Annotated in this window: 9 protein-coding genes; 7 read left to right on the top strand and 2 right to left on the bottom strand. The window is 61.1% G+C overall.

Going from position 1 to position 13,014, the window contains the following annotated elements; all coding sequences use genetic code 11:
* Positions 1 to 15 precede the first annotated feature (15 nt).
* The 3 genes from C4J87_RS12015 (at position 16) to C4J87_RS12005 (ending at position 5,271) form a co-directional block, all read left to right on the top strand.
* Entirely contained in the window at positions 16 to 3,195 is a 3,180-nt protein-coding gene (locus C4J87_RS12015; protein ID WP_124366953.1) for an efflux RND transporter permease subunit, read from the top strand.
* On the top strand, positions 3,192 to 4,607 hold the full coding sequence (locus C4J87_RS12010) for an efflux transporter outer membrane subunit (RefSeq protein ID WP_124366952.1): 1,416 nt from the start codon (positions 3,192 to 3,194) through the stop codon (positions 4,605 to 4,607). Before C4J87_RS12015 ends, C4J87_RS12010 begins: the two co-directional genes overlap by 4 nt.
* A gap of 217 nt (positions 4,608 to 4,824) precedes the next feature.
* Entirely contained in the window at positions 4,825 to 5,271 is a 447-nt protein-coding gene (locus C4J87_RS12005; protein ID WP_256680068.1) for a hypothetical protein, read from the top strand.
* 908 nt (positions 5,272 to 6,179) lie between these two features.
* Here C4J87_RS12005 and C4J87_RS12000 read toward each other — a convergent pair.
* Entirely contained in the window at positions 6,180 to 7,196 is a 1,017-nt protein-coding gene (locus C4J87_RS12000) for an AraC family transcriptional regulator (protein WP_124366951.1), read from the bottom strand.
* A gap of 168 nt (positions 7,197 to 7,364) precedes the next feature.
* Here C4J87_RS12000 and efeU point away from each other — a divergent pair, with 168 nt between their 5' ends.
* From efeU to efeO (C4J87_RS11980), 4 genes are read left to right on the top strand one after another with little or no spacing between them, the layout of a single operon-like run.
* Positions 7,365 to 8,210, top strand: coding sequence for an iron uptake transporter permease EfeU (gene efeU / locus C4J87_RS11995; protein WP_124366950.1), 846 nt, complete (start codon positions 7,365 to 7,367; stop codon positions 8,208 to 8,210).
* Positions 8,211 to 8,220: 10 nt separating this feature from the next.
* Complete coding sequence (efeO, locus tag C4J87_RS11990) at positions 8,221 to 9,423, top strand: iron uptake system protein EfeO (RefSeq protein WP_124366949.1); 1,203 nt, start codon at positions 8,221 to 8,223, stop codon at positions 9,421 to 9,423.
* Between the two features lie 13 nt (positions 9,424 to 9,436).
* Positions 9,437 to 10,741, top strand: coding sequence for an iron uptake transporter deferrochelatase/peroxidase subunit (gene efeB / locus C4J87_RS11985; RefSeq protein WP_124366948.1), 1,305 nt, complete (start codon positions 9,437 to 9,439; stop codon positions 10,739 to 10,741).
* A 26-nt stretch (positions 10,742 to 10,767) separates the two neighbouring features.
* Positions 10,768 to 11,586, top strand: coding sequence for an iron uptake system protein EfeO (gene efeO / locus C4J87_RS11980; RefSeq protein WP_124366947.1), 819 nt, complete (start codon positions 10,768 to 10,770; stop codon positions 11,584 to 11,586).
* Between the two features lie 66 nt (positions 11,587 to 11,652).
* Here efeO (C4J87_RS11980) and pssA read toward each other — a convergent pair whose 3' ends face one another.
* Entirely contained in the window at positions 11,653 to 12,996 is a 1,344-nt protein-coding gene (gene pssA, locus C4J87_RS11975) for a CDP-diacylglycerol--serine O-phosphatidyltransferase (protein WP_124366946.1), read from the bottom strand.
* Positions 12,997 to 13,014: the final 18 nt, after the last annotated feature.

Genomic DNA, 13,014 nt, shown 5'->3' with positions numbered 1-13,014 from the left:
GGGATACGACTCAAGATGAATTTTTCCAAGTTCTTCATTTCGCGGCCGATCTTCGCAGCGGTGCTGTCGCTGTTGATCCTGATCGCCGGTGCAATCTCGCTGTTCCAACTGCCCATCAGCGAATACCCGGAAGTGGTACCGCCGACCGTGGTGGTACGCGCCAACTTCCCCGGTGCCAACCCTAAAGTCATCGGCGAAACCGTGGCGGCTCCGCTGGAGCAAGCCATTACCGGCGTCGAGAACATGCTGTACATGTCTTCGCAGTCGACCGCCGACGGCAAGCTGACCCTGACCATCACCTTCGCCCTGGGCACGGACCTTGACAACGCGCAGGTGCAGGTGCAAAACCGGGTGACGCGGACTCAGCCAAAACTGCCTGAGGAAGTGACGCGCATCGGTATCACCGTGGACAAGGCCTCTCCCGACCTGACCATGGTGGTGCACTTGACCTCCCCGGATCAGCGTTACGACATGCTGTACCTGTCCAACTACGCGATCCTCAATATCAAGGATGAGCTGGCCCGCCTGGGCGGTGTGGGCGACGTGCAGTTGTTCGGCATGGGCGACTACTCGCTGCGCGTCTGGCTGGACCCGAACAAGACCGCTTCGCGCAACCTGACCGCAACCGATGTGGTCAACGCGATCCGCGAACAGAACCGCCAGGTGGCCGCCGGTGCCCTGGGCGCCCAGCCGGCGCCGAGTGACACCAGCTTCCAGTTGTCGGTCAATACCCAGGGCCGCCTGGTCACCGAGGAAGAGTTCGAGAACATTGTGATTCGCGCCGGCGCCAACGGTGAGATCACCCGCCTGAAGGACATCGCCCGGGTCGAGCTGGGCTCCAGCCAATACGCGCTGCGCTCGCTGATCGATAACCAGCCTGCCGTCGCGATTCCGATTTTCCAGCGTCCAGGCTCCAACGCCATCGATATCTCCAACGATGTGCGCGCCAAGATGGCCGAGCTGAAAAAGGGCTTCCCGGCCGGCATGGATTACCGCATCGCCTATGACCCGACGATCTTTGTACGCGGCTCCATCGAAGCGGTGGTGCACACTCTGTTCGAAGCGTTGATCCTCGTGGTGCTGGTGGTGATCCTGTTCCTGCAGACCTGGCGCGCCTCGATCATTCCATTGGTGGCGGTGCCGGTATCGTTGATCGGTACGTTTGCAGTGATGCACCTGTTCGGCTTCTCACTCAATGCCTTGTCGTTGTTCGGCTTGGTACTGGCCATCGGCATCGTGGTGGACGACGCCATCGTGGTGGTGGAGAACGTCGAACGTAATATCGAACTGGGCCTGGAGCCGTTCCCGGCCACCGAAAAAGCCATGCGCGAAGTGACCGGCCCGATCGTCGCCACGGCGCTGGTGCTGTGTGCGGTGTTCATTCCGGCCGCCTTTATCAGTGGCTTGACCGGGCAGTTCTACAAACAGTTCGCCTTGACCATTGCCATTTCGACGGTGATCTCGGCATTCAACTCGCTGACGCTGTCCCCTGCCCTGGCGGCCGTGTTGCTGCGCGCCCACGACGCACCGAAGGACCGTTTCTCCAGGTTCCTCGACAAGCTCTTCGGCGGCTGGCTGTTCCGTCCCTTCAACCGCTTTTTCGAAAAGGCCAGCCATGGCTACGTCGGTACCGTGCGCCGGGTGATTCGCGGCACGGGTATCGCCCTGTTCGTGTACGCCGGCCTGATGGTGCTGACATTCTTCGGGTTTGCCCACACGCCGACCGGTTTCGTACCGGCCCAGGACAAGCAATACCTGGTGGCCTTCGCCCAACTGCCCGACGCGGCGAGCCTGGACCGTACCGAAAGCGTGATGAAGCGCATGTCGGACATCGCCCTGAAACAGCCCGGCGTGGAAAGCGCGATTGCGTTCCCTGGCCTGTCGATCAACGGTTTCACCAACAGCCCGAACAGCGGCATCGTGTTCGTGACCTTGAAACCGTTCGACGAGCGTAAAGACGCGAGCATGTCAGCGGGTGCAATTGCCGGTGCGCTGAACGGCCAGTACGCCAGTATCGAAGAAGCCTATATGGCGATCTTCCCGCCGCCGCCGGTGCAAGGCCTGGGCACGATCGGCGGGTTCCGCCTGCAGATCGAAGACCGTGGCAACCTCGGCTATGACGAGCTGTATAAAGAAGTACAGAACGTCATCACCAAAAGCCACGGCGTGCCTGAGCTGTTCGGCCTGTTCACCAGCTACACGGTCAACGTGCCGCAGGTCGATGCCGCCATCGACCGTGAAAAGGCCAAGACCCACGGCGTGGCAATCAGCGACATCTTCGACACGCTGCAGGTCTACCTGGGTTCGTTGTACGCCAACGACTTCAACCGCTTCGGGCGCACCTACCAGGTCAACGTGCAGGCCGAGCAACAGTTCCGCCAGGACTCCGACCAGATCGGCCAGCTGAAAGTGCGTAACAACAAAGGCGAGATGATCCCCCTGGCGACCTTCATCAAGGTCAGCGACACCTCGGGCCCGGACCGCGTGATGCACTACAACGGCTTTATCACCGCTGAAATCAACGGCAACGCCGCACCGGGCTACAGTTCCGGCCAGGCCCAGGCCGCGATTGAAAAACTGCTCAAGGATGAACTGCCCAACGGCATGACCTACGAGTGGACCGACCTGACTTATCAGCAAATCCTCTCGGGCAACACCGCGCTGTTCGTGTTCCCGCTCTGCGTATTGCTGGCGTTCCTGGTACTGGCCGCCCAATACGAAAGCTGGAGCCTGCCATTGGCGGTGATCCTGATCGTACCGATGACGCTGCTGTCGGCCATCACCGGGGTGATCATCTCCGGCGGCGACAACAACATCTTCACCCAAATCGGCCTGATCGTACTAGTGGGCCTGGCCTGCAAGAACGCGATCCTGATCGTCGAGTTCGCCAAGGATAAACAGCAGGAAGGCCTCGACCCGCTCGCTGCGGTACTGGAAGCCTGCCGCTTGCGTCTGCGGCCGATCCTGATGACTTCGTTCGCCTTCATCATGGGTGTGGTGCCACTGGTGTTGTCCAGCGGTGCCGGTGCCGAGATGCGGCATGCCATGGGCGTGGCGGTGTTCTCCGGGATGATCGGGGTGACCTTCTTCGGTCTGTTGCTGACGCCGGTGTTCTACGTACTGATCCGTCGCTATGTGGAGCGCAGCGAAGCACGCAAAGCGGCCAAGGCCTTGAAGCTGGAGACACAGCAATGAGCGTGAAAGTATTCCTGCCGAGCTTGCTGGTACTGGCGCTGAGCGCCTGTGCCGTGGGCCCGGACTACAAAGCCCAGACCCCGGAGGCGGCCAACATCACGGCCGCCGCCGATGCCAAGCAATATGACCATGCCAGGTTCGAAGGTATCTGGTGGCAGCAGTTCGAGGACCCGACCCTCAACCAGTTGGTCACCCAGTCGCTGCAGGGCAACCGCGACCTGCGCGTCGCCTTTGCCCGTCTGCGGGCGTCCCGTGCGATCCGCGATGACGCCAGCAACGACGCCATGCCGACCATCACCAGCCGCGTCAGCAGTGACCAGGGCAAGGGCCAGATCCCCGGCCAGACCACCCGCCGCGTCAAGACCGAGCGCTACGACCTCGGCCTGGACATGGCCTGGGAACTGGACCTGTTCGGTCGCATCCAGCGCAACCTGGAAGCCACCGACGCAGACCAGCAGGCCGCCGAGGCGGACTTGTACCAGCTGCAAGTCACCATGATCGCTGAACTGGTGGATGCCTACGGTCAACTGCGTGGCGCGCAACTGCGTGAACGCATTGCCCTGGACAACCTGAAAAACCAGCAGGACTCCCGCGGCATCACCGTCAGCCTGCGCGATGCCGGCGTGGGCGACCAACTCGACGTGGAACGCGCCGATGCGCGCCTCGCGGCGGTGGAAGCCAGCGTGCCGCAACTGCAGGCCGAGCAAGTGCGCGAGCGTAACCGCATCGCCACCCTCCTCGGCCAGCGCCCCGACAAACTGAGCGTGGACCTGAGCCCGAAAGACCTGCCGGCGATTGCCAAGGCGCTGCCGATTGGCGACCCTGGGCAACTGCTACAACGGCGCCCGGACATCCTCAGCGCCGAGCGCAAACTGGCGGCCGCCACCGCACGCATCGGCGTGGCCAAGGCCGACCTGTTCCCACGGGTCAGCCTCAGCGGCTTTCTCGGCTTCACCGCCGGGCGCGGCTCGCAGATCGGCTCGTCCGCCGCCAATGCCTGGGCCCTTGGCCCAAGCATTACCTGGGCCGCCTTCGACCTGGGCAGCGTGCGCGCCCGCTTGCGCGGCGCGGACGCCGAAGCCGACGGCGCCCTGGCGAACTACGAACAGCAAGTGCTGTTGGCCCTGGAAGAATCCGAAAACGCCTTCAGTGACTACGGCAAGCGTCAGCAACGCCTGGTCTCGCTGATCCGCCAAAGCGAATCCAGCCGCGCCGCCGCCGACCTGGCCGCAATCCGCTACCGCGAAGGGACGGTGGACTTCCTGGTCCTGCTCGACGCCCAACGCGAACGCCTGGCCGCCGAAGACTCCCAGGCCCAGGCCGAAGTGGACCTGTATCGCGGCATCGTCGCGATCTACAAGGCGCTGGGGGGTGGCTGGCAGCCGGATACGGTGGTTGCTACCGCCAAGTGATGTAAAGAGCTCCTTTGGTTGGTCGCATCCAGCCAATTTTTAGCCCTGCAATCCATTCGGTTGCGGGGCTTTTTTTGGCCGGTTATCAGTGAGTCAAACAGTTTTTGCCTGTTGGTAATCCTTATCCGTCAGACACTTCCCAAATTTCCAAATGTCTTAAATATCATTCAAAAGAGGTCGATAACGGGACGTACCCTTCATCTATAAGGAGACGAACATGGACATGAGAGTGACAATACCTAATGTACTTTCCAAACAGACGGATGCGTTCGTCATCAAGAACCCGGAAAAGGTCACGAATGCGTTCACAATCACGGAAGAGTCAAACGCCGTTGACGAACTGCGAATGTGGCAGCAAGGTGAGCTAGCGGATTTGAAAGAGTTTTTGAAAAAGTATGATATGACGTCTATCAGCACCGATGAGCTTAAGCAGGTGGGGAGGCGGTTGTTCGATAGCAAAGTAATCGGTGAGCAGGCTTTCCTGATTTTCATATCCGGAGATGGCGCCTCTGACGCCACCGGCAGACAAACGAACACGCATGTGAAATTCAATGCAATTGCGCTGTTCGACGAGAAGCTGGAGGACTACCTTGCATTTGTAAAAATGCAACCCAGACGTAGGGCGTTCACAGGGCATACCGGAATATATACAGGGCATGTTTGACGCCAATCGTGCCATTAACGCCCTCGCGTATTTCGCAAATTCGTCAAAACATGATTTGTCGGTGGATGAGCGGGCCTGATAATGAAGCAACAGGAAGGTAGCAGCGTGCCAGGGCTCTGACACACTGCTATCACTGCCGCCTAGCGTCCGTATCTGACAGTTCCGGAAAAGGCCTTCAAGCCGGTATCAGGATTGTGCGCCCTGACTCTATATGTACCGAGAGGCCCCAGCCAAGACACCCGAGGAGACAAAGGATTGGCCGCAACCTTCGTCCAAGAGGAGCCGACTTCACGCTCGATGGATATCTGGGGAGCTCTCCCCGCACCCGCCGCTGAAATCACTGCCTCGATATTCGCATTAGAACATCCATTACTACCCGTTATTACGAATGGCCCATGTACGGTAACTTCAGTTTCCGGCTCTACTGTCCCGCTAAAACTCTCCGAGATATTCAAACACAGTGCCGATGCCTGAGCGGATACCAATATCAACGCTGCAAAAGGTAATGCAATAAAACGACTCATAAGCTCACCCTACGTAGGTTGGTTAATAACTCAACGCGTACGGCTTACCCAACTTTGGCTTCGCACCATTATCTGTAATTTGCGCATAACCACAAAGTAAGACCGTGGTTAAAACGGTGCACGATTCTTTGTTCCAAGTATGCCAGTCACATCCTAAAAACAAGAGGGACTGGTCTGTCATACCAAAGAGTAGGAATTAGTCAGTTCTTTCCTAGTCTCGCACCAGCGCTACGTGTGCGGCGTTGATCGTTCCCACGCTCCGCGTGGCAATGCATCGTGTGACGCTCCGCGTCACCATTGCGCAAGTGCCTGAGTTTTCGCTGAAAGCGGACGCGGAGCGTCCCGGGTGGCATTCCCACGCAGAGCGTGGGAACGATCATTGTTCTACGTTGCGTCGTTAAGAATCAAACTCCGATAATGCCCCGGATTCGACCCGCTCCATTTACGAAACGCCTTATAAAAGGAACTCGTATCGGCAAACCCCAGCCGCTCGGCAATCTGGGCGAAGCTGATCTGCGGCTCAGCCAGCCACACAATCGCCAGTTCCTTGCGCACGCTGTCCTTGAGGCCCTGGTAGGTCTGCCCTTCTTCTGCCAGGCGGCGACGCAGGGTGGACGCGGAGATGCACAGGGTGGCGGCAAGGCCGTCGGTCTCCGGCCAGGTGTGTGGGGGCATGTGGCGCAGGTCATGCTTGATGCGGCTGGCGAGGCTTTCCGGGTCGCGGTATTTGACCAGGATATTGGCCGGCGCGTGGCTGAGGAAACGCTGCAATTCCTGTGGGGTTCGTTTGATCGGCAGGTCCAGGCACTCGGCGGAAAAGATCATGCGGGTGCGTGGCCGATCAAAGCGCAGGTTGTCGGAAAACATCACTTGGTAATCATCACAAAAGTCCGGCCGTGCGCAGCGCAATTCGACGGCCAGAATCGGGATGCGCCGCCCCGCCAGCCAGCAGGCAACGCCGTGGACGATCATCCAGTAAGTGAAATAGGTGAACGCGCGCTTGGGCTCGGGCTCCGGTTCGAGCAACACGATTTCCGCCAGGCTTTGTTGGCGCACCAACTGGGCAGGCAGGCGCTCAAACATCAGTGAAAGAAAATCCAGGCCGGTTTCCAGGCCGGCCACCAGGCTCGGTTGTGCCATAGCGGCACGACACAGGAACGCCAGGCTGCCGGATTTGAGCTTGCGCGGGTCCATGCCAAAAAACTCGTCATCACTGCGTCGTGCGAGCAAACGCCACAAGCGCGCATAAGCGGTGGCGGCCACGCGTGCGCCGGGCTGTTCCAGCAGCGCCGGGTCAATCCCGACTTTGCTCAACGCATCGACGGTAGCCGCGCCCGGCGCACAGCTCTGCAACAGGGCTTCGCGCACGAGGTGGATGGAGATGGTGTCTTTTTCCGACATGGGCTGTTGGGCAATCCGGCTGCGGTTCGGGTGGCCTGCATGATAAGGGCGGTTGCGCTTCGCCACCACCGTTCAGCCCACGTTCAGCAAAGGTCAATATTTCTTGTTTGGCAATGAGTATCATTATGTTACAACTTAGCCTCCTATCTAGTTACGCCCTGGTGCCCGATGCTTGTTCCCTTTTTAATCATGCTGCGCGAAGGCATTGAAGCGGCGTTGATCGTCGGCATCATCGCCAGCTACCTGCAACAGACCGGGCGCGGCCAGTGGATGCCCGCTGTGTGGATCGGTGTGTTTCTTGCGGCGGCGCTGGCGTTGCTGGTGGGCGGCGGGCTGGAACTAGTCAGTGCCGAATTCCCGCAGAAACAGCAGGAATTGTTCGAAGGCATCGTCGGACTGGTCGCGGTGGGCATTCTCAGTTCCATGGTGTTCTGGATGCGCAAGGTGGCGCGCTCGATCAAACATTCGCTGCATGCGTCCCTCGACCACGCATTGGCCGGCTCGCGGCATCAAGTCTTCGCGCTGATCGCCATGGTGTTCTTCGCCGTGGCCCGCGAAGGGCTGGAAACGGTGTTCTTCCTGCTCGCCGTGTTCCAGCAGAGCGAGGGCCTGGGTGCGCCTATCGGCGCCCTGCTCGGCCTGATCCTGGCGATCATCGTCGGTTTCCTGATCTACACCGGCAGCATGCGCCTGAACCTCGGTGCGTTTTTCCGCTGGACCGGCCTGTTCATCCTCGTAGTGGCGGCCGGCATTCTCGCCAACTCGGTGCAAGCCTTGCACGAAGCGGGCGTGTGGAATCACCTGCAGACCGTGCTGTTCGATTTCAGCGCCGCGCTGCCCATGGACAGCCCGCTGGGCTCAGTGCTTGCCGGTATGTTCGGTTATCAGGAAGCGCCGACCGTCAGCACCCTCGGCGCCTATCTGATTTACCTGGTGGTGGCGCTGGTGATGTTCTTTCTGCCGTCGCCTTCGGCCAAGCCTGTCACCCCCACTTCTTCCGTCTCCAGCCAGTAAGGACCGCCTCTTGTCCAACCCAACCCCTCAACCGGTTCCGTCGTCCCGCGCGCTGCGCTGGGCCGTGGCCGGCTCGGTGGTCGTGATGATCGCCGCCGGTGGCCTGTTCTATTACGCCGCGCAGTTGGCTGCCAGCAAGCGCCAGGCCAACCAGAATGAGATCGCGGTGACCATCCACGGCCACGCTTGCGAGCCCAACGCCCTGACGGTGCCCGCCGGGCGTGCGAGTTTTCGCATCATCAACCGCTCCGACCGCGCGGTGGAATGGGAAATCCTCGACGGCGTCCTGGTCGTCGAAGAGCGGGAAAATATTGCCCCCGGCCTGAGCCAGATGATCAATGCCAATCTGCAGCCCGGCGACTACGCGATCACCTGCGGTCTGCTGAGCAACCCCCGCGGCACCTTGCATGTCACGCCGACTGCGCAATCCGAGGCCCAGGCCAAGGCCAAGCCGTCGATGGTGGCGTTTATCGGGCCGCTGTCGGAGTTCCGCGTTTACCTGAGCGGCCAGGGCACTGCACTGGTGAAGGCGGTCACCGCGTTGCAACACGCGATCGATGCCGGCGACCTCGCCCAGGCCCAGGTGCTGTATGTACCGGCGCGCGAAGCCTACCAACGGTTGGCGCCGGCATCGCAACGCCTGGCCGAGCTGGACAACGCGATCAACGCCCGCGCCGATTATTTTGAAAAGCGCGAACAGGACCCGGCCTTCAGCGGCTTCCACCGCCTTGAATACAGCCTGTTCCAGCAGCGCAGCCTCGACGGCCTGGCGCCCGTCGCGCAGCGGTTGGTCAACGACGTCAGCGCCCTCAAACAACAACTGCTGGCCCAATCCCTGCCGCCGGAGCAACTGGTGAGCATTGTGGTGCGCAACCTCAATAGCCTGGCGGATGTACGCGCCAACAGCGGTGAAGAGGAACGCTACAGCCACATCGACCTCAACGGTTTTGCCGCCAACCTGGAGGTTGCCCACAAGGTTGTCGCGCTGATGCGGCCGCTGTTGGCCAAGTCCGCCGCCGAGCTGCTCCCCAACGTCGACAGTGCCCTCGCCGCCTTTGATGCCGAACTCCAAGGCTTCAAGGTCGACACCGGCTACGCCACCTATGACAGCGTGAACGCCGATCAGCGCAAGCAGATCGCCGACAAGGCCAAGGCCCTGGCCGCCGCACTCGATGGAATCGACCCCGCCCTTGGCCTTTTCGGCCTGCAGTGAGACGAACGCATACATGAGTGATTCAGCACAATTTGACCTTCAACGCCGCCGTGTCCTGCTCGGCATGGCCGCCACCGGCGCCGCGATTGCCGGTGGCACCCTGACCTGTCCGGCCATGGCGGCGGCCGCCGAGCAAGTCACCACCGCGCCACGCAGTGACAAGACCCAGGACCACCACGCGTTCTTCGGCAAGCACCAGAGCGGCATCGTCACCCCACGTCCCGCCTGCGGCATGCTCGTGGCATTCGACGTACTGGCCAGTGACCGTGAAGACCTGGAGCGCCTGTTCCGCACCTTGAACGAGCGCATCGCCTTCCTGATGACCGGCGGCACCGTGCCGCAAGTCGACCCGAAACTGCCGCCCACCGACTCCGGCATCCTCGGCCCGGTGGTGACACCGGATAACCTCACCATCACGGTCTCGGTCGGTGAGTCGTTGTTCGATGAACGCTTCGGCCTCGGCGCGGCCAAGCCCAAGCGCCTGACGCGCATGGTCGGTTTCCCCAACGATGCGCTGGAACCTTCGCAGTGCCACGGCGACCTGAGCCTGCAGTTCAGCTCCAACACCCCGGACACCAACATCCACGCCCTGCGCGACATCGTAAAGAACCTGCCCGACCTGCTGCTGGTGCGCTGGAAACAGGAAGGCAGCGTACCGCCCCAGGCGCCGGCCAAACCCGGCGAGCCGGCGCAGAGTGCGCGTAACTTCCTGGGTTTTCGCGATGGTTCGGCCAACCCCAATTCCAACGACGCCAAGGCCATGGACCAGATCGTGTGGGTGCAGCCAGGCAGTGACGAACCGGCCTGGGCGGCCAACGGCAGCTACCAGGCGGTGCGCATCATCCGCAACTTCGTCGAGCGCTGGGACCGCACCCCACTGCAGGAACAGGAAAGCATCATCGGCCGTGTCAAACCCACCGGCGCGCCGATGGATGGCCACAAGGAATCCGAGGTCCCTGATTACAGCAAGGACCCGGAAGGCAAGCTGACCAAGCTCGATGCCCACATCCGCCTGGCCAACCCGCGCACTCCGCAGACCCAGGCCAACCTGATCCTGCGGCGGCCGTTCAACTACTCCAACGGCGTCAATAAAAACGGTCAGCTGGACATGGGGCTGTTGTTCATCTGTTACCAGGCTGACCTGGAGAAAGGCTTTATCAGCGTGCAAACCCGGCTCAACGGCGAGCCCCTGGAGGAATACCTCAAGCCGGTCGGCGGCGGCTATTTCTTCACCTTGCCGGGGGTCACGGGGCCCGACGATTTCATCGGGCGCACGCTACTTGCAGCAACGCACCCTCAAACCACTGCCTCCACCTAAAACACACTCAGAGCGGATACCGTCCCATGAAGAAGTCGACCCTCGCGTTGTCGTTGCTGATGACCCTTTCGCCACTGTCCGCCTTTGCCGCCACGGCGCCGCTGGACCTGGTCGGTCCGGTGTCGGACTACAAAATCTATGTCACCGAAGAGATCGGTGAATTGGTCACCCAGACCCAGGCCTTCACCGACGCCGTGAAAAAAGGCGACCTGCCCACCGCTCGGAAACTCTATGCGCCGACCCGCGTGCATTATGAATCCATCGAGCCGATCGCCGAGCTGTTCAGTGACCTCGACGCCTCCATCGACTCCCGGGTCGACGATCACGAAAATGGCGTGAAGGCCGAAGACTTCACCGGCTTTCACCGCATCGAGTACAGCCTGTTCTCCGAAAACACCACCCAAGGCCTCGACGCCCTCGCCGACAAGCTCAACAGCGACGTGCTCGACCTGAAAACCCGGGTCGACGGCCTGACCTTCCCACCGGAAAAAGTTGTCGGCGGCGCCGCAGCGCTGCTCGAAGAAGTCGCCGCTACCAAGATTTCCGGCGAAGAAGACCGCTACAGCCATACCGACCTGTACGACTTCCAGGGCAACATTGACGGTGCGAAGAAAATCGTTGACCTGTTCCGTGGCCAGATCGAGAAACAAGACAAGGTATTCCTGGCCAAGGTCGACAAGAACTTCGCCACCGTGGACAAGATCCTGGCCAAGTACAAGACCCCGGACGGTGGCTTTCAGACCTACGACAAGGTCAAGGATAACGACCGCAAGGCCTTGGTGGGCCCGGTCAATACCTTGGCTGAAGACCTGTCGATGCTGCGCGGCAAGCTGGGCCTGAACTAAGCGCCCCACACACAGAAACACCCAGGCCCCGTGAAGAGCCTGGGTGTTTTTGTGTGCCTGGTGGTTTTACAGGATCCGGTAGAGCAACCGCTCGATGCGTACCCGGCTGACCCGGCGCAGGAACTTGCCCACCGCCACCGGGTAATCCACCAGCGTCTGCAGCTGTTGGTAGCCGGCAATGCGCGTGGTGTGCTGGAAAATATGCGCAAGCTCTTGCGCACGCGGCGCCAGCCACTGGCCCTGGGGGTCGTCGATCAGCAAGGCGTTTTCCAGGTCGAGTCGGAACGCCCTGGGGTTGAGGTTATTGCCAGTCAGCAGGGTGTAGCGCTGGTCGATCCACAGGCCTTTAAGGTGGTAACTGTTGTCGCCGTCGTGCCACAGGTGCAGGTTCAACTGGCCGCTGTCGATCATCGGCTGATGGCGCTTGGCAAAGCGACGCAGGCTGATTTCATACAGATACGGCAACGCCGCGATCACCTTGAAGGGTTCGCTGGGCGGAATGTAGAAGTCGTTGGCGGTCTTGTCGCCGACGATGATGTCGATCTTCACCCCGCGCGCCAGGGCCCGGTTGATCTCGCGCGTCACCGGCAGCGGCAGGTTGAAGTACGGCGTGCAGATAGTCAGTTGCTGCTGGGCGCTGGCGATCAGCTCGAGGATCACCCGGCTGAGCGGGTTGTTTTTGCCGACACCGAGTAACGGGCTGACCTGCAAGTGCCCATTGGGCAACTGCCCGGCGCTGGTGTCATACGCCGCATGCTTGAGGCGGCTGCGCAGGTCACCGATGTCGTTGCGCAGGCTGCGGGTGGTGGGCGGGTTGGGCAGGTCGAGGCGATGCACCGCCTTGGACGCTACCAGGCCATGCTCCACCAGGTGCTGCATGGAGTCGGCCAGCGCCTGGCTGTGGATCAGGTGATAACGGTCGAAGCGGTACTTGTCGAATTTGTGCAAGTACACGTTGTTCAGGCTGGCGCCGCTGTACAGCACCGTGTCGTCGATCACAAACCCCTTGAGGTGCAGCACGCCGAACAGCTCGCGGGTTTGTACCGGCACGCCGTACACCGGCACTTCACTGGCGTGACGCTGGGTCATGGCTTGGTACCAGGCGCTATTGCCCGGCTGCTTGCCGGCGCCGATCAGGCCACGCTGGGCGCGCAGCCAGTCCACCACCACGACGATGTCCAACGCCGGCCGTGCGGCTTTGGCGGCGTGCAGTGCGTCGTAGATCTCCTGCCCCGCCTCATCCTGCTGCAAGTACAACGCAACGATGTAGATGCGCCGGGTGGCCTGGGGGATTTTCTCCAGCAGGCAACGCCGATAGGCATCGGCGCTGGGCAGCACCTCGATGGCATCGGTGGACAGCGGGAAACCGCGCAGTTTAGGCAACAGGAAGCGTTTGAAGAACGACGGCATAAGGCTCGCAATGGGTCG

It is taken from the genome of Pseudomonas sp. R1-43-08 (genome assembly GCF_003852255.1).
Classification (GTDB): domain Bacteria; phylum Pseudomonadota; class Gammaproteobacteria; order Pseudomonadales; family Pseudomonadaceae; genus Aquipseudomonas.
The sequence above is the reverse complement of the archived record's forward strand: the minus strand, read 5'-3'. Positions and strand labels throughout refer to the sequence as shown.

Bases quoted from the DNA above. Each gene is read 5' to 3' on its own strand.
- C4J87_RS12010 (WP_124366952.1), top strand. From the start codon at position 3,192: ATGAGCGTGAAAGTATTCCTGCCGAGCTTGCTGGTACTGGCGCTGAGC.
- efeB (WP_124366948.1), top strand. From the start codon at position 9,437: ATGAGTGATTCAGCACAATTTGACCTTCAACGCCGCCGTGTCCTGCTC.
- C4J87_RS12015 (WP_124366953.1), top strand. From the start codon at position 16: ATGAATTTTTCCAAGTTCTTCATTTCGCGGCCGATCTTCGCAGCGGTG.
- efeO (WP_124366947.1), top strand. From the start codon at position 10,768: ATGAAGAAGTCGACCCTCGCGTTGTCGTTGCTGATGACCCTTTCGCCA.
- efeU (WP_124366950.1), top strand. From the start codon at position 7,365: ATGCTTGTTCCCTTTTTAATCATGCTGCGCGAAGGCATTGAAGCGGCG.
- C4J87_RS12005 (WP_256680068.1), top strand. From the start codon at position 4,825: ATGGACATGAGAGTGACAATACCTAATGTACTTTCCAAACAGACGGAT.
- pssA (WP_124366946.1), bottom strand. From the start codon at position 12,996: ATGCCGTCGTTCTTCAAACGCTTCCTGTTGCCTAAACTGCGCGGTTTC.
- C4J87_RS12000 (WP_124366951.1), bottom strand. From the start codon at position 7,196: ATGTCGGAAAAAGACACCATCTCCATCCACCTCGTGCGCGAAGCCCTG.